This window comes from Thermosynechococcus sp. GLH187 (assembly GCF_031583395.1).
Lineage (GTDB): Bacteria > Cyanobacteriota > Cyanobacteriia > Thermosynechococcales > Thermosynechococcaceae > Thermosynechococcus.
Genome location: NZ_CP134175.1, coordinates 1 through 26028 on the forward strand (window position 1 = coordinate 1; position 26028 = coordinate 26028).

At 52.4% G+C, this 26028-nt stretch carries 25 protein-coding genes; 14 read left to right on the forward strand and 11 right to left on the reverse strand.

Going from position 1 to position 26028, the window contains the following annotated elements; all coding sequences use genetic code 11:
* Nucleotides 1-1362 carry a chromosomal replication initiator protein DnaA gene (gene dnaA, locus RHI63_RS00005; RefSeq protein WP_206200529.1) on the forward strand — a complete coding sequence of 454 codons (1362 nt, stop codon included), beginning with the start codon at nt 1-3 and terminating at the stop codon, nt 1360-1362.
* 51 nt (nt 1363-1413) lie between these two features.
* The gene (gene ispD / locus RHI63_RS00010) at nt 1414-2121 is read left to right on the forward strand and encodes a 2-C-methyl-D-erythritol 4-phosphate cytidylyltransferase (RefSeq protein ID WP_310744653.1); all 708 of its coding nucleotides are present in this window, start codon (nt 1414-1416) and stop codon (nt 2119-2121) included.
* On the opposite strand, the gene RHI63_RS00015 is transcribed toward ispD, so the two are convergent.
* Nucleotides 2118-2507 carry a hypothetical protein gene (locus RHI63_RS00015; RefSeq protein ID WP_302678510.1) on the reverse strand — a complete coding sequence of 130 codons (390 nt, stop codon included), beginning with the start codon at nt 2505-2507 and terminating at the stop codon, nt 2118-2120. The genes ispD and RHI63_RS00015 overlap by 4 nt on opposite strands.
* Before the next feature lie 99 nt (nt 2508-2606).
* Nucleotides 2607-3788 (reverse strand): aldo/keto reductase, encoded by a 1182-nt coding sequence (locus RHI63_RS00020; RefSeq protein ID WP_315863433.1) that lies wholly within the window; start codon nt 3786-3788, stop codon nt 2607-2609.
* A gap of 155 nt (nt 3789-3943) precedes the next feature.
* Between RHI63_RS00020 and RHI63_RS00025 the strand changes: the two genes are divergently transcribed.
* The 5 genes from RHI63_RS00025 (at nt 3944) to lipA (ending at nt 9011) form a co-directional block, all read left to right on the forward strand.
* Entirely contained in the window at nt 3944-4978 is a 1035-nt protein-coding gene (locus RHI63_RS00025) for a PstS family phosphate ABC transporter substrate-binding protein (protein ID WP_310437769.1), read from the forward strand.
* A 95-nt stretch (nt 4979-5073) separates the two neighbouring features.
* Nucleotides 5074-5778: a helix-turn-helix domain-containing protein gene (locus RHI63_RS00030; RefSeq protein ID WP_206200533.1), complete on the forward strand. Its 705-nt coding sequence runs from the start codon at nt 5074-5076 to the stop codon at nt 5776-5778.
* Nucleotides 5779-5945: 167 nt separating this feature from the next.
* A complete protein-coding gene (locus tag RHI63_RS00035) occupies nt 5946-7091 on the forward strand; it encodes a sugar phosphate nucleotidyltransferase (RefSeq protein WP_206200534.1) in 1146 nt (381 codons plus the stop codon).
* A gap of 16 nt (nt 7092-7107) precedes the next feature.
* On the forward strand, nt 7108-8112 hold the full coding sequence (locus RHI63_RS00040; RefSeq protein WP_310743166.1) for a permease: 1005 nt from the start codon (nt 7108-7110) through the stop codon (nt 8110-8112).
* Nucleotides 8113-8114: 2 nt separating this feature from the next.
* Nucleotides 8115-9011, forward strand: coding sequence for a lipoyl synthase (gene lipA / locus RHI63_RS00045; protein ID WP_206201546.1), 897 nt, complete (start codon nt 8115-8117; stop codon nt 9009-9011).
* A 136-nt stretch (nt 9012-9147) separates the two neighbouring features.
* Here lipA and RHI63_RS00050 read toward each other — a convergent pair whose 3' ends face one another.
* Nucleotides 9148-9678 (reverse strand): Dps family protein, encoded by a 531-nt coding sequence (locus RHI63_RS00050; protein WP_206200536.1) that lies wholly within the window; start codon nt 9676-9678, stop codon nt 9148-9150.
* A 105-nt stretch (nt 9679-9783) separates the two neighbouring features.
* Here RHI63_RS00050 and RHI63_RS00055 point away from each other — a divergent pair, with 105 nt between their 5' ends.
* Nucleotides 9784-10050, forward strand: coding sequence for an Asr1405/Asl0597 family protein (locus RHI63_RS00055; protein WP_206200537.1), 267 nt, complete (start codon nt 9784-9786; stop codon nt 10048-10050).
* On the opposite strand, the gene RHI63_RS00060 is transcribed toward RHI63_RS00055, so the two are convergent.
* The 7 genes from RHI63_RS00060 to RHI63_RS00090 all read right to left on the reverse strand — a co-directional run bounded on the left by RHI63_RS00060 (nt 10047) and on the right by RHI63_RS00090 (nt 17849).
* Complete coding sequence (locus RHI63_RS00060) at nt 10047-12314, reverse strand: right-handed parallel beta-helix repeat-containing protein (RefSeq protein ID WP_310821679.1); 2268 nt, start codon at nt 12312-12314, stop codon at nt 10047-10049. The genes RHI63_RS00055 and RHI63_RS00060 overlap by 4 nt on opposite strands.
* Before the next feature lie 98 nt (nt 12315-12412).
* A complete protein-coding gene (locus RHI63_RS00065; RefSeq protein WP_310821680.1) occupies nt 12413-12706 on the reverse strand; it encodes a hypothetical protein in 294 nt (97 codons plus the stop codon).
* Between the two features lie 116 nt (nt 12707-12822).
* Nucleotides 12823-13983, reverse strand: coding sequence for a PQQ-dependent sugar dehydrogenase (locus RHI63_RS00070; protein ID WP_206201547.1), 1161 nt, complete (start codon nt 13981-13983; stop codon nt 12823-12825).
* A 28-nt stretch (nt 13984-14011) separates the two neighbouring features.
* A complete protein-coding gene (locus RHI63_RS00075) occupies nt 14012-14347 on the reverse strand; it encodes a hypothetical protein (protein WP_206200539.1) in 336 nt (111 codons plus the stop codon).
* Nucleotides 14348-14357: 10 nt separating this feature from the next.
* The gene (rpoD, locus tag RHI63_RS00080; protein ID WP_310821681.1) at nt 14358-15527 is read right to left on the reverse strand and encodes an RNA polymerase sigma factor RpoD; all 1170 of its coding nucleotides are present in this window, start codon (nt 15525-15527) and stop codon (nt 14358-14360) included.
* Between the two features lie 486 nt (nt 15528-16013).
* The gene (locus RHI63_RS00085) at nt 16014-16787 is read right to left on the reverse strand and encodes a PH domain-containing protein (protein ID WP_310437773.1); all 774 of its coding nucleotides are present in this window, start codon (nt 16785-16787) and stop codon (nt 16014-16016) included.
* 9 nt (nt 16788-16796) lie between these two features.
* The gene (locus RHI63_RS00090; RefSeq protein ID WP_399373003.1) at nt 16797-17849 is read right to left on the reverse strand and encodes a PstS family phosphate ABC transporter substrate-binding protein; all 1053 of its coding nucleotides are present in this window, start codon (nt 17847-17849) and stop codon (nt 16797-16799) included.
* Between the two features lie 749 nt (nt 17850-18598).
* Between RHI63_RS00090 and pstS the strand changes: the two genes are divergently transcribed.
* The 4 genes from pstS (at nt 18599) to pstB (ending at nt 22438) form a co-directional block, all read left to right on the forward strand.
* Nucleotides 18599-19645 carry a phosphate ABC transporter substrate-binding protein PstS gene (gene pstS, locus RHI63_RS00095; protein WP_225901600.1) on the forward strand — a complete coding sequence of 349 codons (1047 nt, stop codon included), beginning with the start codon at nt 18599-18601 and terminating at the stop codon, nt 19643-19645.
* A gap of 105 nt (nt 19646-19750) precedes the next feature.
* Complete coding sequence (pstC, locus tag RHI63_RS00100) at nt 19751-20719, forward strand: phosphate ABC transporter permease subunit PstC (protein ID WP_206200544.1); 969 nt, start codon at nt 19751-19753, stop codon at nt 20717-20719.
* An 8-nt stretch (nt 20720-20727) separates the two neighbouring features.
* A complete protein-coding gene (gene pstA, locus RHI63_RS00105) occupies nt 20728-21615 on the forward strand; it encodes a phosphate ABC transporter permease PstA (protein WP_302678519.1) in 888 nt (295 codons plus the stop codon).
* A 22-nt stretch (nt 21616-21637) separates the two neighbouring features.
* Nucleotides 21638-22438 carry a phosphate ABC transporter ATP-binding protein PstB gene (gene pstB / locus RHI63_RS00110; RefSeq protein WP_206200546.1) on the forward strand — a complete coding sequence of 267 codons (801 nt, stop codon included), beginning with the start codon at nt 21638-21640 and terminating at the stop codon, nt 22436-22438.
* A 3-nt stretch (nt 22439-22441) separates the two neighbouring features.
* On the opposite strand, the gene gatA is transcribed toward pstB, so the two are convergent.
* Nucleotides 22442-23890 (reverse strand): Asp-tRNA(Asn)/Glu-tRNA(Gln) amidotransferase subunit GatA, encoded by a 1449-nt coding sequence (gene gatA, locus RHI63_RS00115; RefSeq protein WP_310821682.1) that lies wholly within the window; start codon nt 23888-23890, stop codon nt 22442-22444.
* A 203-nt stretch (nt 23891-24093) separates the two neighbouring features.
* On the opposite strand from gatA, the gene RHI63_RS00120 reads away from it, so the two are divergent.
* A complete protein-coding gene (locus tag RHI63_RS00120) occupies nt 24094-24477 on the forward strand; it encodes a hypothetical protein (RefSeq protein WP_206200548.1) in 384 nt (127 codons plus the stop codon).
* A complete protein-coding gene (locus tag RHI63_RS00125) occupies nt 24474-26024 on the forward strand; it encodes a DUF697 domain-containing protein (protein WP_206200549.1) in 1551 nt (516 codons plus the stop codon). The genes RHI63_RS00120 and RHI63_RS00125 overlap by 4 nt, the downstream gene beginning before the upstream one ends.
* Nucleotides 26025-26028: the final 4 nt, after the last annotated feature.

The window sequence follows — 26028 nt, forward strand, 5'->3', positions numbered from 1 at the left end:
GTGATTAGCTCTGCCGAAGATCTCTGGCACCAAATTTTGGAGCGGTTGCAACTGTTGCTCAGTCGCCCGACGTTTGAAACTTGGATTAAGACAGCAACGGTGCAGTCCTTTGATGGCCAGACCCTGACGATTTGCACCCCCAATCCCTTTGCCCGCAATTGGCTGCAAAAGTACTATTTGAAAACCATTGCCGATGTGGCACGGGAAATTGTCGGTGAGGCGGTGGAGATTGAGCTGGCGATCGCCCAAGGGGCAGAGCATGACACCAGCATTCGCCCCACCAGTCGTGCTGAAGTAGAGGCTACCACCCCGCCCGCTCGTCATCGCGGCAGTGAACTGAATCCCAAGTATGTCTTTTCCCGCTATGTCGTTGGCCCCAATAATCGCATGGCCCATGCGGCCTGCTTGGCAGTGGCGGAATCACCGGGGCGGGAGTTTAATCCTCTCTTTCTCTGTGGCGGCGTTGGCTTGGGCAAGACCCATCTCATGCAGGCGATCGGTCACTATCGCTTGGAAATTGATCCCAATGCCAAGATTTTCTATGTCTCGACCGAGCAGTTTACGAATGATTTGATTGCCGCCATCCGCAAAGACAGTATGCAGAGCTTTCGCGAGCACTATCGGGCGGTGGATGTCATGCTCGTGGATGATATTCAATTTATTGAGGGCAAGGAATACACCCAAGAGGAGTTTTTTCACACCTTCAATACACTGCACGAGGCCGGTAAGCAGGTGGTTTTGGCCAGCGATCGTCCCCCCAGTCAAATTCCCCGCCTGCAAGAGCGCCTCTGCTCCCGCTTTTCCATGGGGCTGATCGCCGATATTCAACCCCCGGACTTGGAAACCCGCATGGCCATTCTCCAGAAAAAAGCGGAGTACGAAAATATCCGCCTGCCCCGCGATGTGATTGAGTATATTGCCGCCAGCTACACTTCCAATATTCGGGAACTAGAGGGGGCACTGATTCGAGCGGTGGCCTACATTTCCATTTCTGGGTTGCCGATGACGGTGGAAAATATTGCCCCCGTTCTGAGTCCAGCCATCCGCAAAATTGAGACCTCCCCAGAGGTGATCCTGAATGTGGTCTCTGAAGCCCTGAATGTGTCTATTAGTGATCTCAAGGGCAACTCCCGCCGTCGCGAAATTAGCATGGCGCGTCAAGTGGGTATGTATCTGATGCGCCAATACACGGGCTTGAGTCTGCCGAAAATTGGTGAAGAGTTTGGCGGCAAGGATCACACCACCGTCATGTATAGCTGTGACAAGGTGGCCGAACTGCAACGTACCGATCCAGAAATGGGCAGCCTGCTGCGACAACTCAGCGATCGCATTAACTTGGCCAGCCGTCCCACAGAGCCATAGTGCGCAGAGCCTTCCTATGCCAAGATAAAAACAGTCTTGAAAGGGGTATGAATGCACATCCTCATTCCCGCCGCCGGCATGGGTAAACGCATGGGGGCAGGCCACAATAAACTGCGCTTGCAACTCTTGGGTAAACCCCTGTTGGCATGGACATTGGCAGCGGTGGCTGCTGCGGAAGCGATTGAATGGATTGGCGTTATTGGCCAGCCAGAGGATTTTCCCACTTGGGAAGCACTCCTTGGGGACTTGAACCTACGGCAGCCCGTCCAGCTCATCGAAGGGGGTGAGACCCGTCAAGCCTCCGTTTTTAATGGGTTACAGGCACTTCCCGAAAGGGCTGAGCAGGTGCTGATCCACGATGGTGCCCGCTGCCTTGCCACCCCCGATCTGATCAACCGCTGTGCCCAAGCCCTAGAGACCTATGCCGGACTCATTGCCGCCGTGCCGGTCAAAGATACGATTAAAATTGTCAACCATGAAGGGGTTGTTGTCCAAACCCCAGAGCGGGACTCCCTGTGGGCCGCTCAAACTCCCCAAGGCTTTCGCGTCGAGCCGTTGCGTATTGCCCATGAAATGGCGGTGGTCAAAGGCTGGGAAGTTACAGATGATGCTGCCCTCTTTGAACGCCTAGGCTATGCCGTGCACATTGTTCTAGGCGAAGAAACCAATCTCAAGATCACCACTCCCAGCGATCTCCCCCTTGCAGAACGAATCTTGCAGCATCGCCAAGAGCAAGGCCAAAGGGACACGATGCCCTAGGCCAAGGTTTCGGGACAGTAGCCCAAGCCTTGAATGAACTGCTTGCGAAACGCTTCAATGTCGTCGTAGTTGGGGTAGCCATGGGAGACAATCGCCACTTGATAACGGCGCATCACCTCCACCATTGACTGTCCGGTTTCCAGTGCCCACAGTGCCATTTTCAGCGAAATCCCCGGTGTGTAGGGGAATCCCAATTCGTTCAAGAAGGCGCGGAAATTCCCTGCTTGTTCGTTGGAGAGGGGCGAATGCATTTTAATGCGAATCACCCACCCATCCACTTGATGAATGACTGTAACAAACTGTATTGGCAGCTTGGCGTATTCATGCAAGAATTGCACAACCCGCAGGGTAAGGCTGGCATTGCTGAGGTGATAGATGAAATCCATGGTGTTGACCTCTTACCCTTGATACTTTTATTGTCGGTGGCACCTAGAGCGATCGCCTAGGGGAATTGTCCGCGATTTGCTGGGGGAACCCCCCTATCCTCAAGATTGAGATAATCGCTGCTGCGGCGTGCCACTGAGCAGATCATGGGCTGCCTGCAAAATCCTTGGAATCTTCTGCCGATGGGGACTCTTTTGCAAACAGGGGTCTAAATCCAAGTGCTTGACTTGGGCTGCATTGGCTCCAGGAAACCAGTGGCCGCCGTTGCCAAGCAAGTTATAGCGCATCCGCGCATAGTCCAGCAAATCGTAGGCCTGCACCAGATTCCACAGCCAGAGAATGGTGGGGATATTCACCTCACCGGGGGTGTGGCGATAGTCGGGCAATCCCTGATGCCAAGTGTGGTACCAGTCTTCCCCCAACCGCTCAATGGCGGCTTGCTCCAGTCGCGCCAAGATCGGCGGCAAAATTTCAGCGGCCTGATCCAACAGATCGAGCACCTTGAGATGCTCATCAAAATCACTGGGGCGAGCAGCACCGACACTCAGGGTATGCACTTGGGGATGGGAGAGGCAAAACAGATCGTTAAAGACCATTGGGCTTAAGGGGGCACACAGTTCCACTAGGCGTTGGGGTGGTTTGTAGAGCATCCCCCCCTTATCCGCAGGGCTAATGATAAAGACGCCCATATCCCGCGCTTGGGCATCGAGGATGGCGGGCCAATTCTGCTGATTGATGTAGTACCAGTGCAGATTGACGTAGTCAAAGGCATCGCTGGCGATCGCCCGGCGGATCACCTCCAGACTGCCGTGGGTAGAAAAGCCAATGAAGCGGATCTTTCCTGCCGCTTGCCAGTCCCGTGCCACCTCTAGGCATCCCCCCGGTCGCAGCACCTGTTCCAGATGCTCTGGCAAATTAAGGCCATGAATTGCCAGCAAATCGATGTAGTCCAGCCGCAGATTACGCAGCGAGGTTTCCAAGGTGGCGCGAAATTCCTTGGCGGTGGGTCGCGGCCCCACTTTGGTTTGCACAATCAGCTTTTCGCGAGGCAGCCGCGGCAGAATTTTGCCCAACTGCACTTCTGAGGTGCCATAGCCACGGGCGGTTTCAATATGATTAATGCCTAGCTCGACGGCTCGGCAAATCGTCGCCTCTAAATTGCGTTGATTTTCTTCTGGAATCGTACTCGGGCTGACATCCTGCCATGAAAACTGATAGCGCATGCCGCCACAGGAAAAGACAGGCATTGGTAATTGGGTACGACCAAAGCGACGGTAGCGCATGTTGAACTCAATGAACGTTTCTTCATCATTGTCGCGGAATTCCCGATCCTTCGCTAACGGGGGCATGAGGGGCTGAGGCAGCGGCACTGAAGAGAGTATCCCCAACATCCCTTGGTTTGGGCTAGGCTGGAAAAAAATGACAGCAATTATTTTGTATGTTCCAAGGGAAAAGCAATTCTCTCCTGCCTCTACTCCTTTCCTTGCTGGCCACCCTCGGCCTTTTGGGCATTGGTGCAGGGCTGGTGCTTCGCCTCATCAATAACGGCGAAATCATTGGCAATGGTGGTCTCAATCTCGGAACCAAGGGTCAATCCACGTTTACCCAAGTCAAGAATGTCCCCAGTGGTCTTTTTAATTATGGCGGTAGCACCACTTGGGCACCCATTCGCCGCGATGTGGATCCGCTGCTGCAAGCGGCTTGGCCCAATTTTCAACTGCGCTATGTGGATCCGCCCACAGGAACGCCGGGGTCGGGCAGTGGGATCCGCATGTTACTGAATCATCAATTGTCTTTCTCCCAATCTTCCCGTTCCCTCAAGGACGAAGAGCTAGCCAAGGCAGCGGCTCAGGGTATTAAATTAACTGCCATTCCTGTTGCTATTGATGGGCTGGCGATCGCTGTCAATCCGAGGCTAGAAATTCCCGGACTGACGGTGCAACAAGTGGTGGATATTTACACCGGCAAAGTAACCAATTGGCAGCAGGTGGGCGGCCCCAACCAAAAGATTACCCCCTTCTCTCGCCGTCCGGAAGATGGTGGTACCGTTGAATACTTTATTCAGGAAGTGCTAGGGAAGCAGCCTTTTGGTCGCAATGTGGTCATGGTTCGCGATACCACCGATGGCCTACGGCGCGTCGCCGCGACACTGGGGGGTATTTATTATGCCTCTGCGCCCGAGGTCGTGGGTCAGTGCAGCATCCACCCGCTTCCCCTCGGCCGCCAAGCCAATGAGTACGTGCCTCCCTATCAAGACCCCTATGTTCCCCCTGAGCAGTGTCCCCAACAGCGCAACCAACTGAATCAGCGTGCATTTCAAGAGGGGACGTATCCCATCACCCGCCGCCTATTTGTCATTACCAAGGAGGACAATAGCCTCGATGCCCAAGCAGGACGTGCCTACGCTGCACTCTTGCTCACGGATCAAGGGCAAGCCGCCATTGAAAAGGCAGGATTTGTGCGCCTGCGCTAGCGATCGCCCACTGAACAGGGTTTTGGCTGAAATCAATATTCTGGCACCGCCACCCCAGATAATAGATCTGGCCACCTGCTTCTTAATCTGAATCCATGACCTACAAGCGACTCAGTGACAGCGAACGCCAGCGTGTCTTTCAACAGTACACCGCCGGACAAACGATCAAAGCTCTAGCAGCGGAATTTGGTGTGAGTGAAAACACCATTCGGCGTGTGATCAAACAAATGGAAGAAGAAGCGGCTGCCCCTGAAGCTCCCCTATTGGCGGTGGCTGCAACGGATGACATGCCAGAGGAAGAGGATTTAGAAGATGTAGAGACGGCAGAGGCCGTTGTCCTCGATGAGGATGACTACAGTGATGCAGAGGATGACGATCTCGAAGATGACGATGACGAGGAACTTGAGGGGGATATTCCCTTACCGGATCTCGCCGATGTAGAAGTGGTGCAGTCGGTGGAGGTCATTCCCCTTGCAGAAGCAGTGCTGCCCCGTCCTTGTTATGTTGTTGTGGATCGGCGGGCGGAACTGCTCACCCGTCCCCTAGAAGCCTTTCGCGGTTTAGGTGCCCTCTCCAGTGAAGAAGCGCAACAAAGTACCCTACCCATTTTCGATAGCCGCCCCGTGGCTCTACGCTATTCCCAGCAAAATCAACGCCTCTATAAGGCCAGTGATGTCCAGTGGCGCAAGACCGTTGTTAAGGTACCCGACGGCGAAATGCTGCGGAAAGTGCGCAGCTATCTTCAGTCCAAAGGGATTACCCGCTTGCTCTACCATGGACGAGTGTATGCCCTGGATTGAGGTAAGCTAGGGGGGGACAGCCCTTTTCTAAAACGTGGGGTTCCTCAAGGAGTAGTGATCAACCATAGCTTTGGCTCTTTCCAGAGTCTTGCGTACCTTGTGAAAAGGGCTGTTATCACGAGTGGGGGTGTCTCCCTTTCAGTGTTGGTAGATTAGGTAAAACCGATATGAAAGCAATGATCTTGGCGGCTGGAAAAGGCACGCGGGTACGCCCGATTACATACACCATTCCGAAGCCAATGATCCCAATTTTGCAAAAACCGGTGATGGAGTTTTTGGTAGAACTTTTGCGGCAGCATGGGTTTACTGAAATTATGGTGAACGTTAGTCACCTAGCCCACGAAATTGAAAGCTATTTTCAGGATGGCCAACGCTTTGGTGTAGAGATTGCCTACTCCTTTGAGGGCTATATCAAGGATGGCGAACTCGTGGGCAAAGCCCTAGGCTCTGCGGGGGGAATCAAGCGAATTCAAGATTTTCACCCCTTTTTTGATGACACCTTTGTGGTGCTGTGTGGGGATGCCCTCATTGACTTGGATTTGACGGCAGCGGTGGCTTGGCATCGCCAAAAGGGGGCGATCGCTACCGTGATTATGAAAACAGTCCCCAAAGAGGATGTCTCGAGCTATGGCGTCGTCGTCACCGATAAGAGCGATCGCATTATCGCTTTTCAAGAAAAACCTAGCGTTGAAGAAGCCCTGAGCAACAATATCAACACGGGAATTTATATTTTTGAGCCAGAAATTCTCGACTACATTCCCTCCAACCAGGAATACGACATTGGCAGCCAGCTGTTCCCTAAATTGGTGGAAATGGGTGCCCCCTTCTATGGCCTAGCAATGGACTTTGAATGGATTGATATTGGTAAAGTCCCCGATTACTGGCAAGCGGTGCGCGGCGTTCTTGAGGGCACAATTAAAAATGTCTCGATTCCCGGCCATGAGCAGTTCCCCGGCATTTATACCGGGCTGAATGTGGCGGTCAACTGGGATAAAGTCACAATTCAAGGCCCTGTATACATTGGCGGCATGACCAAGATTGAAGATGGGGCAACGATTATTGGGCCGACGATGATTGGCCCCAATTGCCACATTTGCAGTGGTGCTGTCGTCGATAACTGTGTGATTTTTGAGTATTCCCGCCTTGGTTCGGATGTGCGTCTTGTGGATAAGCTGGTCTTTGGCCGCTACTGTGTTGACAAAACAGGGACAACGATTGATCTCAAGGCTGCTGCCCTCGATTGGCTAATTACCGATTCACGGCAAACGGATATTCAGCCGAGTCCCCTCGAGTTGAAGGAGATTGTGTCCTAGACCCCGCTATACACCCATGACATTTGCGAATCAGTTGCAAAGCGGTTTTACCCTTTTTCTGAGCCTACTGGTGGAGGCAGTGCCGTTTCTGCTGCTGGGCATTTTGCTCTCTAGCGTGCTGCTGCTATTTGTAGATGAGCAGGCGCTCATTCGTCGCTTGCCGCGATCGCCCCTGCTGGGAGCCTTGATCGGCAGTTGCATTGGCTTTCTTTTTCCAGTGTGTGAGTGTGGCAATGTGCCGGTGGCGCGGCGATTATTGGTGCAAGGACTGCCTACATCCGTGGCCATTGGTTTTTTGTTGGCAGCACCGACAATCAACCCGATTGTGATTTGGGCAACGTGGACGGCCTTTCGTGATCAACCGGAAATTGTCGTCTTTCGTGTCCTCTTCTCACTGGCGATCGCCACCATTATTGGCTGGGTTTTTAGTTTCCAAAAGGATCTAACCCCCTTTTTGCAGCCCACCGTCACCAGTCTCATGCGTCGTCCCCAGCCTCAAGCAGCCACTATACCGGCCTTGCTCCAGTCAGGCACCTACCTGTTGGGAACCCCCGGCCAACCCCTTGCCATGGAAACTCTCACGCTTGCGCCACCGACTGCAACGATGCCTTGGCAGCAGCGTCTGCCCCAAGTCCTGGAGAATGTGGTGCAGGAATTTCGCGAATTGGGGGGAATTTTAGTCCTCGGTAGCCTAGTGGCGACTCTTATTCAGGTGGCGGCTCCCCGCGAACTCATTCTCAGCCTTGGCCAAGGGCCGGTGATCTCGATTGTGGCAATGATGATCTTGGGCACAGTGATTTCCATTTGCTCGACGGTTGATGCCTTTTTTGCCCTTGCCTTTGCTGCCACGTTTACGCCGGGGTCAATTCTCGCTTTTCTTGTCCTCGGACCGATGGTAGATCTCAAGGGGCTGGGATTACTGCTGACGATTTTTCGCCCCCGTGCTCTAATTTACCTCTTTCTGTTGGTGGCACAATTGACGTTTTCCCTTTGTTTGTTTTTGAATTTGCAGTGGAGTTAGCCGTGGTTGTTAAGCCAGAGTGGTTACGGGTCAAAGCACCCCAGTGGCAGCGGGTCGGTTCCGTCAAGGAACTGTTGCGGGACTTAAACCTCAATACCGTTTGCGAAGAGGCCTCTTGCCCCAATATTGGTGAATGTTTCCATGAGGGAACGGCGACATTTTTAATGATGGGGCCAGCTTGCACCCGCGCTTGTCCTTACTGCGATATTGATTTTGCGAAAAAGCCACTGCCCTTGGATGCCACTGAACCCCAGCGACTGGCGGAAGCAGTGGTGCGAATGCGGCTCAATCATGTTGTCATTACCTCGGTAAATCGGGATGACTTGGCTGATGGTGGTGCCTCTCAGTTTGTGGCCACGATTCAGGCTGTGCGGGCGCGATCGCCCCAAACAACCATTGAAGTGCTCATTCCCGATCTCTGTGGCAATTGGCAGGCCTTAGATCAAATTCTCGCCGCCAGTCCCGAAGTGCTGAACCACAACACCGAAACCGTGCCCCGTCTCTATCGGCGGGTGCGTCCCCAAGGCAACTATCAGCGCAGTCTGGAACTGCTGCAACGGGTGCGCGATCGCGCCCCTTGGATCTACTCAAAGTCAGGCATGATGGTGGGTTTGGGAGAAACCCCTGAGGAAGTGGCGGCAGTGATGGCGGATCTGCGTCAAGTGGGCTGCGACATTCTCACGATTGGCCAGTATCTGCAGCCGAGTCCGAAACACTTACCCGTGCAGGCTTTTATTCCACCAGAGCAATTTGAAGCATGGCGGCAGCTTGGCGAATCCATGGGCTTTTTGCAGGTGGTCTCCTCTCCCCTCACCCGTAGTTCCTACCACGCCGAGCAGGTGCGTGCCCTGATGCAACAGTATCCCCGCCAGCGTCCTGCAACAAACCTCCTCGGATAAATTTATTGCAATTTAATCGCAACTAAGCTAGGCTAAGCAATAGGAAAAATCTGCATTAAAAAACCCCCTTGGGTGGGGGCGTTTTATGGACAACCGTGATCTTGCATTAAGGTTCGTTAACCTAAATTGCGAAAGACTACGCCTTCAGGCTGTCGTTGGCCAAGAAATGACCAATGTGGTAAGCACGCTCCTCCGTTTGCAGCAGGATTTGGTCATAGAGGTAGGCAGTGGCGCGATCGCCCAAACTCTCTGCTTGGGTAGCCTGTTGCCGCAGAACACCAATGATTGCCTGTTCGGCCTGCAAATCATTAGTGAGCATTTGGCGGCAATTAAAAGCCCCCTCCGGTTCAGGGGTAAAGCAGCAGAGCGTGGCCAACTGTTGAAAACCGGCCACAGGCACGCCCCCCAGACCATTCAGACGTTCACCCAAGTCATGGACGTGACCTTGCACCTGTTCATAGCAGTCTTGGAAAAACTGATGCAGTGGATAAAATTCTGCCCCCTCAACCACAAAATGATGCTTTTGGTACTGCAAATACAGGGCTTGAAAACTGGCCAAGAGGCGATTCATCCCCTCACAGATGGGCGTAGTGGTGGCTTTCTCCAGCAGTACAACGGTATCTTTCATCTCGCCAAACGCTTGGCGCGGCAATGCACTGGTCGTCATAGCACGATGCTCCTTTGCGGACACTAGTGAGCTAACTAACTTAGCTCTGACAGCCCGATCCTAAACTACCTTTCTGTACATTTTCAATAGTGGAGTGCTTATTGAATGTCTATAAACCCCCACCTTATTGCAGTTCAGTGGCAATTACGCTGGCCGATCTACCAACGGTTGATTGATCTAGAGGTGCCCTGTGACTATGCTCCCTATCAACCCCTGAGGGTCGAGGTCAACTCCCCCTTAGCTGCCTTACAGGTGTGGTCAGTGGTGCGACAAGTCTCTGCCCCTCGCGAGACCTTGATAGACTGGCTCGAACACTGTTGGCAGTACTCTTTGACCACCTTGAGTGAGTATCACAATCCTGCTGAGTCCTAGGGGAATGTACAACCAGCGGGTGGTGCAGCACTAAATATGGCAGGCGTGATATTGGTAACTGTTCCTGCGCCAGTTGTGCTAATAGTAACTCCACCGTTGTTAAGGCTAAGATTCGGCCTATCAACAACACGGAAGATGACAGGAGCATTCTGGGGTCGTAAGCGGAAACCTGCACCACTTGTTTCGACGTTACTAAATACGTTTGCACACAGTGTTGCATTATTATCAGCCCGCAGCTCTAAACTTCGCGTGGCAGGATTCCCTTGAGTGAGGGTGTTATTGTTGACTGTGGCATTGAGGCGAGAAGTATTCTGAGCACGCAGTCGCACTGCTTCACCACCAGCTGTTGCTTGGATACTGTTATTGCTAACCTCAAGTTGCAAGCTAGCATTGTTAGTGGTATCGATTTCTATCCCGCGATCGCTGACACCAGAAAGCTGATTGCCAACAATTCTGACCCGTGCCGGTGTTGGATTGGCAGCATTCGTGGTGAACTCAATGTCAATGCCGTCATTACCATTGCCAATATTTTGGATTACATTATTTTCAATGTTTAGTACCACTTGTCCTGCACTGTTGGACTCTAGCGTGATGGCATCATCATTGAGGATGTTGCGTATCTCATTGTTGCGAATTATGATGTTTGCGCTGGGAGGTGCAATTGGAGCCGCACTGCTGACAATATCAAACGTCATCCCCGCATCAGAAATATTGTTAACCACGTTATTTTCTAGAACGGCTGTGAGGTTGGCACCATCGCCAATATTGAAGTCAATGCCATCACTGCCGTCGGTACCTGTACCAATGTTGCGAATCTGATTGTTCCGAACGATAACAGTTGCACTCGCGGGAGCCGCACAGTTCGCAAACTGATTGTCACTGAAACGGTCAGCCACAGCAAAGCTATCGCCACGGCAGAGGTTAAATTCAATTCCATCCACACGATTACCTGGCGTCAAGTTGTTTTCAGTCACGTTATCTTCGATGGTAATGTTGGCGTTGCCACGATTGTTGCGAATGAAGATGCTAGCTTCGAGGTTAGTATCTGTTGCTGTTTGGCCAACATTACGGACAGTGTTGCCGCGAATAGTTACATTTCCAAGGGCATTATCTAGGCCAATTCCCTCACCAACACCGCCATCAATAGTGTTATTTTCAATCGTTGCGTTGGTGCTTTCAGTAATACTGATGCCACGGCGGTTAAAGGCAGGGGCAGTTGTGCTCGTAATTGTAACGGTATTATTGCGAACCACAGGGGATTCAGCATTGACTAAAATGATGCCACTGCCATTGGTACTCGTAATTTGGTTATTGGTAATTTGTACACCAGTACTATTCGTTATACTGATGCCGTTGGCATTGATGGTTGTAATTTGATTGTTGAGAATACGCGGTGGATTGACGTTATTACCAATAATTGCAGGTTGGCCGGAAGGCGGTGTAATATTGAACCCCTCAATTGTATTATTCTTAGCTAAAATAATAGTGGCAGCGATAATCGGCTTTTGGCTACTGGGTGTCAGAGCAGGAATCGTAATGGTTCCTACTGTACTTGGTAGTTGCCGATTGACAGTTGTCGAGAGGAGTTGGACGCCATCTCGGAGATTAATTGTGCCCTGACCTGCGGTATTGCCATCGGTGTCAGCAACGCCAACTAAGACAATATCGTTTTGAGCAAGGGGTAAATCATTAATACGAGCCGCGCTGCCAGCGCCAGTATCAACTGTGAAAACGCGATAAGGCTGACCTGTAGCAGGGTTAATTGCCGCAATTTGATCCTCAACAAGTTCGTTATCAACGGTAATAAAGCTGAGACGCTCTGGAGATTCACCTAGACGGGCTGCTACATTTTGACCCTGTTCTGGAGCACGGCGGCGACTACCTGCGACACCGGGAAAAGAAACCCCAATTCCAAACCAAGCTTTCGTGCCAAAGCGATCATCATTTTGCACTGTTGCACTGAGGCTGAGGTACTCAATAGGGCGGGTAGCTAAACGGGCACGGACGCCAACAAAATCAGCAATACTCTCACCGCTGTAGTAGTATAAACCTGCGTAACCCCGCAGATAGTCTTTACCTAATGGAACCAATCGGGTTCCTACTTCAAAGTCAAAACCCGTCAGCGCTTCTTGGAAAAGGCGATCGCGATCAAGAAGAATCTGGTTGTTTTGAATGGTGCCGATTGAACCCACTGCTTGATTGAGAAGGACTTGCCGAGTCCCTAGGGGGATATAGCCGTTTATACGGACATCAACATCTCCCAAGAGTTCCAGACCAAGCCCAAGCTGGTTAAAACCTGCATCTCCCGTGTTGCGAAAATCGTAGGATAGGTAGCCACCAAGGGCAAATTTCTGATTGCCTGTCAGGGCACGGTAGCCAAGTACCCCAAGGCTGTATTGGGCGTGGCCATGAGGAGTTTGCCTTCAAAGAAGCCGACGCTAGCACCCTGCTGTTGAAAGAACGGAATAAATGTTTCTGCACTGAGGTAGTGATCAAAACCAGCGCCTTCACTATTGAAGCGAATCGTTCCACGGGGCTGGATTCGAGGCCCTAACATTTCCTCTGCTGATGACTGGCCAACGGCTGCATTGTTCAATCCCAAAATGATGCCCAAGCCAACTAGGCAGCTTCCTAGAAGCTTCCCCCAAGAACGCATATACACTCCTCAACACACAATTCGGCAGTCACACCTCACCTGCGACTGCTTTTTGTTCCTCGACTCAAGATATTGGCTTGTATTTAAGTGGCGATAAAGATTTGTTTAGCTGAACGTTAAGGAATTAAACGCAACAATCGGCCATTTTGGGCATCGTCGGTGAGAACGTACAGGTAACCATCGGGGCCTTGGCGCACATCCCGTACCCGCTGACCTATCGGAATGCGTCCTTGGCTTGCAACAGCATTGTTGGTATTGACTCGAATTTTGCGCACATCTTGGGAGACGAGACCGCCGGCAAAAAGGGCACCTTGCCACTGGGGAGCGCGATCGCCCCGATAAACTGCTAGCCCTGAAGGCGCAATGGCCGGTGTCCACACCACCAAAGGATCCACCATCCCCGGCCGTCGCCGCTCTGGGGTAATTTCTGCCCCCCAATACTCACGGCTATAGGTGACCACTGGCCAACCATAGTTGGCACCACGCTCAATGCGATTGAGTTCATCACCACCAAGGGAGCCGTGCTCCGTTGACCACACTGTTTCTGTGACTGGATCAACCACCAGTCCTTGGATATTGCGGTGGCCGTAGCTCCAGAGTTCGGGGGTGGCCGTGGCATCGCCCACAAAGGGATTGTCCTCCGGCACAGTGCCATCGTCCCGCAGGCGAATAATTTTGCCCAAATGACTGCGGCGGTTTTGGGCTTGCTCGCGAATTAATTTGCCTTCCAGTTCAATTGGGGGATTGCCGCCATCGCCAATGGCCATGAGCAATGTGCCGTCGGGGAGCCAAGCCAAGCGGGAGCCAAAATGCTGTGCCCCAGTTTTCGCTTGCGAGACTTCAAAGAGAACTGTCACCTCTTCAAGGCGATCGCCCACCAGACGCCCCCGTGCTAGGCGAGTACGATTCGCGGATGCTGTGCCATGGGCATAGGTAAGATAAACCCAATTGTTTTCAGCAAAGCGGGGGTGAAGGGCGACATCCAATAAGCCCCCTTGGCCTTGGCCAAAGACCGGCGGCACGCCACGAATAGGTGAACCCAAACGCCCTTGGTGAAATCGCCGCAACCGTCCGGGGCGCTCAGTAATCAACGCACTGCCATCCGGCAGCCAAGTTACTGCCCAAGGATGCTCTAACTCTTCAACAACGGTTTCAATGCGTACCGCCAGTGTTGGTGGTGGCTGCGATTCTAACAGGGGTTCAGCGGTTGATAAGGGTAACGGGGTATCCGACTGCGCAATGGGACTACAGCCTAGGAATACCCCGATCGCCCCCATGAGGGGGAGTAATTTGACAAATCGATAACTAGGCAATGGGTGTCACATCTTCAGAACGCTCTGCACCTTCAGACTCTGGCAAGACCACCGGCAGTTCCAAAGAGGCAGCATCAGAAGCAGGGGTCGGGGCATCCGTTTGCTGCCGCCGTTGCCAGAGGGTCACCCCCACTGCCGCTGCTGTAATTGCACCTGCACCCAGTCCAAGGGCGATCGGCAGCTTGCTGCTATCGAAGAATGAGGAATTACTCAGACTTTGATGACTTAGCCCTTTGGCATAGGCACAGGCTTGGGCAGAACTGGGTTGCGGCATTGCCACCAAAGTGGCAGACAGGCCAACGGTCAGGGCAATGAGGGGACGCAACATAAACGACTCCTTAACGAATGTATTCTTTGAGGACACTGTTGCGGTTGGGATGGCGCAGTTTCCGCAGGGCCTTGGCCTCAATTTGGCGAATGCGCTCACGGGTGACGTTAAAGAGTTGACCAATTTCCTCCAACGTTTTCATGCGACCATCGTCCAAGCCATACCGCAGTTTTAACACATCTCGCTCGCGGGGGCTAAGGGTGCACAATACTGTTTCTAAATCTTCGCGCAGCAGGTGCTTGGACACTTGATCTTCAGGGGTTTCACCCTCAGATTCAATGAAGTCCCCCAGACGGGAATCCTCTTCTTTACCGATAGGGGTTTCTAGGGAGATGGGCAGTTGTGCCGATTTGGCAATGAAGCGCAGTTTTTCAATGGTCATTTCCATGCGATCGGCAATTTCTTCCTCAGTGGGTTTGCGCCCCATTTCCTGTGAGAGGAGTTTAGTGGTTTTCTTAATCCGCGAAATGGTTTCGTACAGGTGCACAGGCAGACGAATGGTGCGGGATTGATCGGCAATGGCACGGGTAATGGCTTGGCGAATCCACCAGGTGGCGTAGGTGGAAAATTTATAGCCCTTTTCGTGGTCAAATTTCTCGGCAGCGCGGATGAGCCCTAGGCTGCCCTCTTGAATCAAGTCCTGAAAGGATAGCCCCCGGTTCATGTATTTTTTGGCGATCGACACCACCAGTCGCAGGTTCGACTGCACCATTTTTTCCTTGGCTTTGCGACCCACAAATAAGCGATGGCGAAAGGCTTGCACGGTCATACCCAGCTCTGTAGCCCAAGGCTCAGGATTGCGCTCTAGCTCTTCAGGGGTACAGCCGAGTTGTTGACACAGGCGATCGCGCACTCGCTCCATTTCTAAGAGATCGGCAATTTTGCGCGCCAATTCAATTTCTTCGTCGGCACGTAATAGACGAATGCGGCCAATTTCTTGCAAATAGAGGCGTATCGAGTCCTCGGTGTAGTGTTTCTTCTTGACCTGTGTCCGCCGTCGGCTGGCACGACCTTTTGTGGGCTTGCCGTCAAGATCGTCGCTGACCTCCTCAAAGTCTTCGCTCTCCTCCTCTTCTTCGGCCTCTACAGCATCAAGGCCATAGTCACTGAGTAGAGCCACCTCATCCTCAAGGGGGGCTGTTGCGGGGTCGTAAACGTCAAGTACATTCGCTTGGGTCATGCCGTTGTCCTCGTAAAATCTCCCTAAATGTGTATTGTCAGTGTGTTGTCGGCAACCGTTGCCTTTGGTGACGCTAGAATCGTCAGCCACATTTCAATCATGGAATGTAGCTAAGGAAAGCGGTTGGACGGGGGCATAGGCTCTAGATTCCACATCCTCAGGATCTCTGCCGCTGGATCATCTTGAAAAATTTCCTGTGTGACCCACGGGGTCAGGGAGCAGGCAGTAGCGAGCGGTTGAGACTGTGCAGGAATCTTTTGACTAATTTTAACTAAAACCTCATTGATTGTAGCCTTTCTAACAGAAATCGCCCACAGCAAAGGGATAAATTTTTCGGGAATTCAGGGCTAGCGATCGCTCGCGTCAACAACCGCTAACAAATTCTAATTTGCTATTCTCAGATAAAATTTCTATCCCTGCTGAGGGAAATTTCTTGCTTCTAGCCTAGCTAATTTATTGCCGTTCCGCCGTACCCGTTACGTTTGATCACGAACGATCACGAAACGCCCGAATCGTGGCTTGCAGTGCCTGAGTGCCCCTGACATCACTGCTGTAATAAAACCGCAGGGGAATTACCTGCCCATTCTGTAACTCCAAGGCCAAACGAGCTGATACTCTGCCCTTCTTACCACGGGAGAGCTGTACGACGACATCCTTGAGGTCATGCCAAGGGAAGGTTTTCTTTTCTGTCCTGAGAAGACTGCTATATTGCAGCGATACCACGCCTGCACTTTTATCAAAAACCAGCACCAGCACCTTGGCTTCGATAAAGATTAGGGGTAAGCCTAGACCCCAGCCAATAGCTAAGATCAAAAATCCCCACCAGTGGTTGTCTTCCACTAATGTTAAAGGGGGATGTTGCGGCTGCTGCAAAAAGCGACGGATGCGTTCGGCAACGGCTTCCCGATTCTGGCGATCGCGGGTAAATTCACCAAAGGCAATAGAACCCGCGGCGGTTTGTAGGTGCACCTGATAGACACGGTAGCGTCGTCCGCGACTAGAGCGCCACTGCTCGATAATGCCCACCCCTTGGAGCCGATTCAGGGGAATTTGGGTGATCTGTACCCCCGTTGCCCCAGAGCGCACCCAGCGACAGCGACTATCAATAACGCGAACCTCATGGCGGCACACCAGCTCATAGCGGGCTGCAAACCAAATCGGTACAGCAGCACCAACACAGAATATCAGACCTGCCAGCCACACCCCCCAAGGGCGACTGCGCAAAATCAGCCGCTGCTGAGACTTCTCGATAATTTCCATGCCCCTATTCTAGGGGGTCGGATTATTGGCATGGGCCTCTTGGAAGATCACCTGACGTCGCAGCACCTCTTCAATCGTCACATCAGGTTCAGGCACCCCCTTGAAGGCAGTCCCCACCTCTAGGCGAATAAACTGAATGCCTGCCAAGCGATAGCCTTCGGGCGTAAGGGGAACATACCCGACCTTGGGAACGACCGTCGGTGCCTGCTGGATGTAATACTCAACAAACTGTCGCAGCAGGGGCTTGTCTTGGGCATATTTGGCATTGACATAGAGGAAGAGGGGGCGCGAGAGGGGCTGGTATGTACTGTTTTGCACCGTTTCCACTGAAGGCGGAATTGCCCCTCGGCCATCATTGACGGGCACAGCTCGTAGCCGATTCTGGTTGGCCATGTAGTAAGCATAGGGAAGGTAACCAAGGGCATTCACATCCCCGGCAATACCCGCTACGATTTCGTTATCGTCTTCGCTGGCTTTGTAGTCGGTGCGAGAGCCGCGCTGATTGCCAAGAATCGCCTCGTTGAAATAATCAAAGGTGCCTGAATCTTGACCTGGTCCCCAGAGCACAATGGGTGCATTGGGAAAGTCGGGACGTAATTGGTTCCAGCGAGTGAGCTTTTGCTCCGCCGCTTTTTCCCAGAGTTTTTTCAGCTCAGCCACAGAAATTTCCTTGAGCCAAGTATTTTGGGGATGGACAGCGATCGTCAGCGCGTCAAAGGCAATGGGCAATTCAATAAAGGGGACACCATTGGCAATGCACTCGTTCATTTCAGTAATGAGGATCGGGCGAGAGGCGTCACTAATATCCGTTTTGCCGCTACAAAAGGCGCGAAAGCCAGCAGATGTCCCTGAAAAAGCAACGGCAATATCGGCCTCTTGACCATTGGGCGTGGTCTTAAACCCTTCGGCGATCGCCCTGGAAATGGGATAAACCGTGCTCGATCCATCCACCCGAATCACCTTGAGCATTGGGTCATTAGATGCCGCCTCCATTGTGCAGCCCACAAAGATGATGGCCAAAAGGGGTAAAACGCCGCGCCTCAATTGCTGAAACTGCATCACTCAAGCCTCACTCTAAAAATGACGGATATTGCATCAATTAGAAAATTGGTGAATTCAACTATTTCCCCACTAAAACAAAATCACTAAAAACGATGAATAACTTGCCAAAACTATTTATAAATAAAACTTCAAAGATGAGTTATTAATATAAATCCTTCTAAAGTTAGTAACTTGAATTCAAAGAATTGAGACTTAAAAAGTCTTATCTTAAGGTATTTCGTTAGCCCTTCTCCCTAGAGAAAGTATTGTTGAGAACACCCTAGCGATAATCTTAGGCTGCCTTTGGTCTCAGGAACCTAGAGATTAAGAAAATTTTTATAAATTGCTTCCTTGAAAGTATTCCTCACTACACCCAGCGGAAAACTAAGTTTAGACTGCCCTACCCAAGCTTTGGTTCAGATCGACAGAGACTGCACAATAATAAAAAAACTTAATTAACAGATGGAGTCGTTCTTAACCTAACCTTTACATCGTTCCCGTATTATCGCCCTAGCTTGTCTTTGAGTCGCGATAGATTTGTCGTTGCTATCGAGCAAGCTGTCATACAGCCCTTGTTCTAAAAACTATGGAGCACATGAACGGGGATGAGAGCCTCGTGCCTGCTGTCAGCGCACAATCGTTCTAACTGTTTGGAGCAGTCTCAATCCTCACGAGAGGGGCTGTAACTACTGATGCATCAATGCATTCGTTCATTGTCCTTACTTGCGATCGCGCTTATGATCTTCAAACTCAGAAAATCTCGAATTCTCATGATCCTCTCCGCTATTATTACCGCTGGCATCGTTGTTGCTTGCGGTCCTCAAGGAGGGGGTGGCCCAAATCAAGCGGGCGAGCCGATAAATATTAATGGTGCCGGCGCCAGTTTTCCTGCCCCCCTTTACCAAAACTGGTTCAAAACCTACGCCCAGCAGGTTGATCCCAACGTCCAAATCAGTTATCAATCCGTTGGCAGTGGTGCTGGTTTGGAGCAGTATATTAACGGCACAGTGGATTTTGCTGGTTCCGATGCACCGATAGCCGGCGATCGCCTGAAGTCCTTTCAGGAAAGATACAAGGCTGACCCCATCCAAGTTCCCATGGTCGGTGGTGCCGTTGTCTTTGCCTATAACCTGCCCGGTGTGGATGAACTGAAATTACCGCGGGCGGTCTATTGCGACATCGTCATGGGCAAAATTACCCGCTGGAATGATCCCAAGCTGGTTGCTGCAAATGAGGGTAAAACGCTTCCCGATAAACCAATTACCTTTGCCCACCGCTCTGACGGCAGTGGCACCACATTTATTTTCACAAACCACATCAACACCGTGTGTCCTGGCTGGCCGGCAGGGGTTGGCACCTCCGTCAATTGGCCTGTGGGTGTTGGTGGCCAAGGCAATGAAGGCGTGGCTGCCCAAATTCAGCAAAACGAAGGCACCATTGGCTACGTCGAGTATGCCTATGCCAAACTCAACAACTTGCCCCGCGCCCTACTGGAAAACAAGGCAGGTAACTTCGTCTATCCTTCCCCGGAAGCTGCCTCCAAAGCCTTTGAGGGCGCTGACGTTCCCGAAGATTTTGCATTGCTAGTGCCGGATCCCGAAAATCCCGAAGCCTTTCCCATCGCTGGCTTGACATGGATCTTGGTGTACCCTGAGTACCAAGATGGCAGAAAATGGCAAGCCCTTGAAAATGTGCTGCTTTGGGCACTGGGCAATGAGGGCAAAAGCATTGCCGAACAACTGGACTATGTTCCCATGCCTGACGACATCGTCGCGCGAGTCAAGGCAACCCTCGATAAGGTGAAAGTCACAGGCTAAATCATGCAACCGCAGGGGGAGTGTTTCCCCCTCGCAATCCCCTAGGATGAAAAAGAGCCAGTTATGGCAATTGAGGCAACTGATCAATATTACCCGTGAAACCCTATGGCTGTTACCAGCACTCCCCCTGAATCACCGGATTTGGCTGCGATTGAGGCACGGAAAAACCTCCGCTACTACCTCGATCAATCCTTCTACTATCTGACAATGGTCTTTGCCTTGGCGGTGGCTGTTGCCCTGCTCTGGATTGTGATTCAAATTGGCCTTGCGGCTATACCTGCAATTACACGATTTGGTCTGCGCTTTCTGGCTAGCACCACATGGGATCCGGTGCAAAATATCTACGGCATCCTACCCCAAATCTACGGTACCCTTGTTAGTGCCCTCATTGCCCTACTGGTGGCAGTTCCCCTAGGACTGGGTATTGCCGTCTTTCTCAGTGAGGACTTTCTACCTACGTACATTCGTACCCCAATTGCATTTGCGATTGAGCTATTAGCTGCCATTCCTAGTGTGGTCATTGGCCTGTGGGGCATCTTTGTGCTGATTCCCTTTTTGCGGCCATTTTACAATTTCCTGCACGAGTACCTCGGCTGGATTCCTCTCTTTGGTACCAGTCCTCGCGGTAACAGCATCCTCACCTTAGGTCTAGTGCTGGCGTTCATGATTTTGCCCCTGATCACCTCCATTTCACGGGAAACGCTGGTTTCTTTGCCTCCTTACTTACGCCAAGGAGCAATGGCTCTAGGCGCCACCCGCTGGGAGACGATTTTGCGGGTGCTCATTCCTGCTGGCTTCTCTGGAATTGTGGGTTCGATTATGTTGGCTCTCGGTCGGGCGATGGGGGAAACGATGGCCGCAGCTATGCTCGTGGGCAATACCAACCGCATCAGCCTCTCAATCCTTGAGCCGGGTTCGACGATCGCGTCATTGATTGCCTCCCAGTTTGGGGAAGCAGGGCGAGAGCAAGTGGCTGCACTGCTGTATGCCGGTTTAGTGCTCATGATCCTGACACTGCTGGTCAATATCTTGGCAGAAATCATTATTAAGAAGTTTCAAAACGTTGAGCGATAGGTTGCACCATGACAGAGATCAGTAACCGCCTTTCTACCGCAGAGATTCAACTAGGCAAGGTCTGGACTTCGGCACGAAACCTCTTTGGTCTGTTGATGACAGGTGTGACGGGACTGTTTGCTGTCATTGCGGTGATTCCCTTGGCAGCCATTGTCATCAATGTGGCGTCCCAAGGACTGCCTCGGATTAACTTAGATCTGTTTACAAAACTGCCACCGCCGCCGGGTTTGAGTGGGGGGGGCTTGGGAAATGCGATCGTTGGTACGTTAATCGTGCTCGCTGTTGCCATGGCGATTAGTGTTCCCATTGGCGTTTTGGGCGCTGTGTGGCTGTCCGAATTTGGGCGGGGGAGCAAAATCGCCTATTGGGTGCGGTTTTCGGCAAACGTTCTCAGTGGGGTGCCCGCTATCATTGCGGGTTTGTTTTCCTATACGATTGTGGTCATGACGATGGGCACCTTTAGTGCCTTTGCCGGTGGGGTGGCTCTGGCAGTGGTCATGCTGCCCATTGTGATGCGAACCACCGAGGAAGGCTTGGTGCTGGTACCTGAGGAGGTTCGTCTGGCAGCATTGGGATTGGGTGCCACTCGTTTTGAGACGGTAACGCGAGTTGTTCTCCCTGCGGCGTTGCCCTCTATTGCTACTGCGGTAACTCTAGCGGTGGCGCGGGCAGGGGGTGAAGCGGCACCTCTCCTCTTTACGGCTCTGAATAATAATTTCTGGTCAACGGATTTGTTTCGCCCCATTTCCACGCTTTCGGTACAGGTTTATTTCTTTGCCATCATTCCCTACAAACCCCAGCAGGAACTGGCATGGGCAGGCGCGTTGGTGTTGCTGAGCATCATTTTGATCGTCAGTATTGGCTCCCGCTTACTCACTCGTAAGAAACGCTACTAAAGACTTAAAAGGTAACTGTTCTATGACAACTTACCCTAAACCTACTCCTAAAGTGGTTTTCCAAGTGCAGAACGCCTCGATTTTTTATGGCTCATTTCGGGCAGTACGGGATGTGACGATGGACATCTATGCCAATGAAGTAACGGCTCTCATTGGCCCATCGGGTTGTGGCAAGAGCACGCTGCTGCGCTGTTTTAACCGCATGAATGATCTGGTGCCGGGTGCTCGGGTAGAGGGCAAGATTACCTACCACGGCAAGGATCTGTACGCCAAGGAGGTGGATCCCGTGGAGGTGCGGCGGCGTATTGGCATGGTGTTCCAAAAGCCTAATCCCTTTCCCAAGTCAATTTATGACAATGTGGCCTTTGGAGCGCGGGTCAATAAGTATAAGGGGGATTTGGGTGAGCTAGTGGAAACTGCCCTACGGCAGGCGGCTCTTTGGGATGAGGTGAAGGACAAGCTCAAAGAAAATGGTCTGTCGCTCTCTGGCGGACAACAGCAACGGCTATGTATTGCGCGGGCGATCGCCACCAAGCCCGAGGTCATCCTCATGGATGAACCCTGTTCTGCCCTTGACCCCATTTCTACCCTCAAGGTGGAAGAACTGATCCATGAATTGAAGCAGAACTACACGATTGTGATCGTGACCCACAATATGCAACAGGCGACTCGGGTGAGCGATCGCACTGCCTTCTTTAATGCCGAGGCCACAGAACGGGGCAACCGGGTAGGCTACCTCGTTGAGTATGACTATACTAGCATTGTCTTCAATAACCCCAAAGAGCAAGCCACGATGGATTATGTCAGTGGCCGTTTCGGCTAAGGTCTAAAGCGGCGGCTGCTGCTGGTGCCAAGGGGTCGCCTGTTCATAGGCATAGGCAACGTGAAATAGGGTCTCTTCCCCTAGGACGTTGCCAATCAATTGCAGACCAATGGGCAGCCCTTCGTGATCAAAGCCACAGGGGAGGCTCAATGCGGGTAAGCCAGCAAGGTTCACGGGAATGGTCATCAGATCTGACAGGTACATACTCAGGGGGTCGGCGGTTTTCTCCCCAGCTTTGAAGGCAGTGGTGGGAGCTGTGGGGCAGACCAAAACATCCACCTGTGCAAAGGCTTGGGCAAAGTCTTCTTTGATCAGGGTGCGTACCTTTTGTGCCCGTAGGTAGTAAGCATCATAGTAGCCAGCGGAAAGGGCGTAGGTGCCAATCATGATCCGTCGCTTCACCTCAGCCCCAAAGCCTTGGGCGCGGGTTTTCATGTACATTTCAAGGAGATCGCTGGCTCCTTCAGCGCGAAAACCAAAGTTCACGCCATCATAGCGGGCTAGGTTTGCCGAGGCTTCCGAAGGGGCAATAATGTAGTAGGTGGGCAGGCCGTAGGCAAAGCGGGGACAGGAGAGTTCAACAATCGCGGCCCCCAATTCCTCTAGGGTTTTTAGGGCGGCCTCAAGGGCAGATTTCACTTCTGGTTGGATGCCTTCACTCACTGTTTCTTGAATAACGCCAATGCGCATTCCCTTGAGATCGGGTTTGAGGGCTTGGGTGTAGTCGGGAATCGACACGCTGAGACTGGTGGCATCCTTGGGATCATGCCCCGCGATCGCCCCCAAAAGAATCGCAGCATCAGTAACTGTCGGTGCCAAAGGCCCAATTTGATCCAATGACGACGCATAGGCAACAAGGCCATAGCGCGACACCAAACCATAGGTCGGTTTGAGGCCGACCACCCCACAAAAGGCGGCGGGTTGACGAATGGAACCGCCGGTATCGGAACCAAGGGCAGCCGCACATTCCCCGGCGGCAACGGCGGCAGCAGATCCCCCAGAAGACCCCCCAGAGACCCGCTCTGGATGCCAAGGATTGGCGGTGAAACCAAAGGCAGAATTTTCGGTGGAGCTGCCCATGGCAAATTCATCGAGATTGGTTTTGCCCACCATAATCGCGCCAGCGGCCTGCAATTTTTGGGTCACGGTGGATTCGTAGGGGGGGACAAAGTGCTCCAGCATCTTAGAGGCACAGGTGGTGCGCACACCGTAGGTGCAAAGGTTATCCTTGATGGCCAAGGGAATCCCTGTGAGCACACCAATCTCTTCACCGGCAGCAATGCGCTCATCTACAGCGGCCGCTTGGGCAAGGGCGCGATCGCCCGTCACGGTTAAGAAGCTATGGAGCGTTGGCTCCACTTGGGCAATGCGATCTAAGTAAGCTTGGGTAATTTCAGTGGCGGAGCGTTCTTTGCGAACGAGTTGACGGTGGAGCTCCTGAATCACTGACATAAATGCAGATTCCCTAGTGACAATGCAACACTGGCGATCGCGGGCATGGCCGCAAACAGGCCAATCTTAAGTTTAGCAATGTGGCTGATCATTTATTGCTCCAGATGCAGCGCTTTGGCACAGGGCTGTCTCTGAATCAATCAGCGATATATTAGGAATCAAGAAGCCCTGACGACGGTGCTCATGCCCTTGGGGAGTATTCGATGGAACCGCTCGACCCCGTGGATCGGGAAGCCTTTACCAACCCGACATTGCAGCGATTGTTGTTCTTTGTCTATTTGCTGCCCATTTTTGGCATGATTCCAGCACTGTGGCAGTTGAGTCGCCGGGGGAGCGATCGCCAGACCCGACAAGTGAGCCGCCTCGCTGTTCTCATTGGTCTCATTTGGCTGTTGGGCTATGGCCTGCTGAATGGGGCGGTCAGTGTGAGTGAAGCCCAGTCTCTGCATCATGGCCTATTACTCTTTCTCAATAGTCTCTGGGGATCCGCCTATTTTCTGGTGAACTTGGGGCTGATGGTACAGTTGTGGCGGGGGCGATCGCTGCAATTGCCCTTCCTACAACGTCTGATGAAATACCTGCCATGACCCCTAGGCGTTGGTTTTGGCCCCTATTGGGATTCAGCGCCATTCTGGTGCTCATCCTCTGGTTGATATCGGCACTCACGTGGCTCTATGTACAGGTGGCCTTTACTGCCCCCTTTTTGGCCAATCTCTTGGTGCTGATTTTCATTGGTCTATTGGGGGGGTTGCTCTATACCTTCTTTCGTTACCTGTACTTACTTGAGCGCAAGGGCAAGCCCGCCACCGCTACGCCCCAAGCCCCCCTCGATAAAACGGAGGCCGCCGCTGAAAACCTCAAAGCCCTACGGCAGCAACTGAGTCAAATTGAAGATGAGGTGGCACGGCAAGCACTGTTGGCACGGGCACGGGAGCTGGCGGAGGATTTTTACCGCCAAGAATTGCGCATTGTGGTCTTTGGCACCGGTTCGGCGGGTAAAACCTCTCTTGTCAATGCCCTCATGGGGGAGATGGTGGGGGAAGTGGCACCAACAATGGGCACGACGGCGGTGGGGCAAACCTATCGTTTTTGGCTACCTAATACAGAGCGGGAAATTCTGATTACCGATACCCCCGGCATTTTGGAGGCGGGTGTGGCTGGAACCTACCGGGAACAATTAGCGCGACAACTGGCCGCCGAAGCAGACTTACTCCTTTTTGTGCTCGATGATGACCTGCGCCAGTCGGAATATACCCCCTTGGTCAACTTGGTGGAAATGGGCAAGCGATCGCTCTTGGTGCTCAATAAAATTGACTTGCGCTCCGAGGCCGATCAACTGGCTCTTTTGCGCCATCTACGGCAGCGGGTTAAGGGGTTGATTCCACCCCAAGATGTGGTGGGTATTGCCGCCCGTCCCCAACCGATTCGCCTCGACACAGGAGAGTGGTTAGAACCCGAACCCCATATTTGGCCATTGATTCGGCGGCTGAGTGCTATTCTCCGCGAGGAAGGGGATGACCTCGTGGCAGATAATATCCTCTTGCAGTCGCAACGCCTAGGGGAGCAGGCTCGCAAAATCATTGATCAGCAACGGCGCCGCCAAGCCGATAAGGTAGTGGAGCGCTACCAGTGGATCAGTGCGGGTGTGGTCTGTGTCACGCCGATTCCCGGCGTAGATCTACTGGCTGCCGCCGCCGTGAATGCGCAAATGGTGATGGAAATTGGCAAGGTCTATGGCTGTGACCTGAATCGCGATCGCGCCCGCGAGCTAGCTCTTTCCCTAGGCAAAACCCTGGCCAGCTTGGGCATTGTTAAGGGAGCCATGAATCTCGTCGGTACGGCCTTGCAATTGAGCATGGGGGGGCTGGTGGTGGGCAAAGCCGTCCAAGGAATTACAGCCGCCTATCTCACTCGGATTGCGGGCAAAAGTTTTATGGAATATTTTCGCCACAACCAAGACTGGGGCGATGGTGGCATCAGTGAAGTAGTTCAACAGCAATTTGAACTCAATCGCCGCGATGAATTTATTCGCTCCTTTGTGCAGCAGGCGATCGCCCGCTTACCGTCGCAACTTGGCACCATGATGCCTGAAGCAATGAAAACACCCTTATCCCATGAGGAAGAGCTGCCTTAAGGTA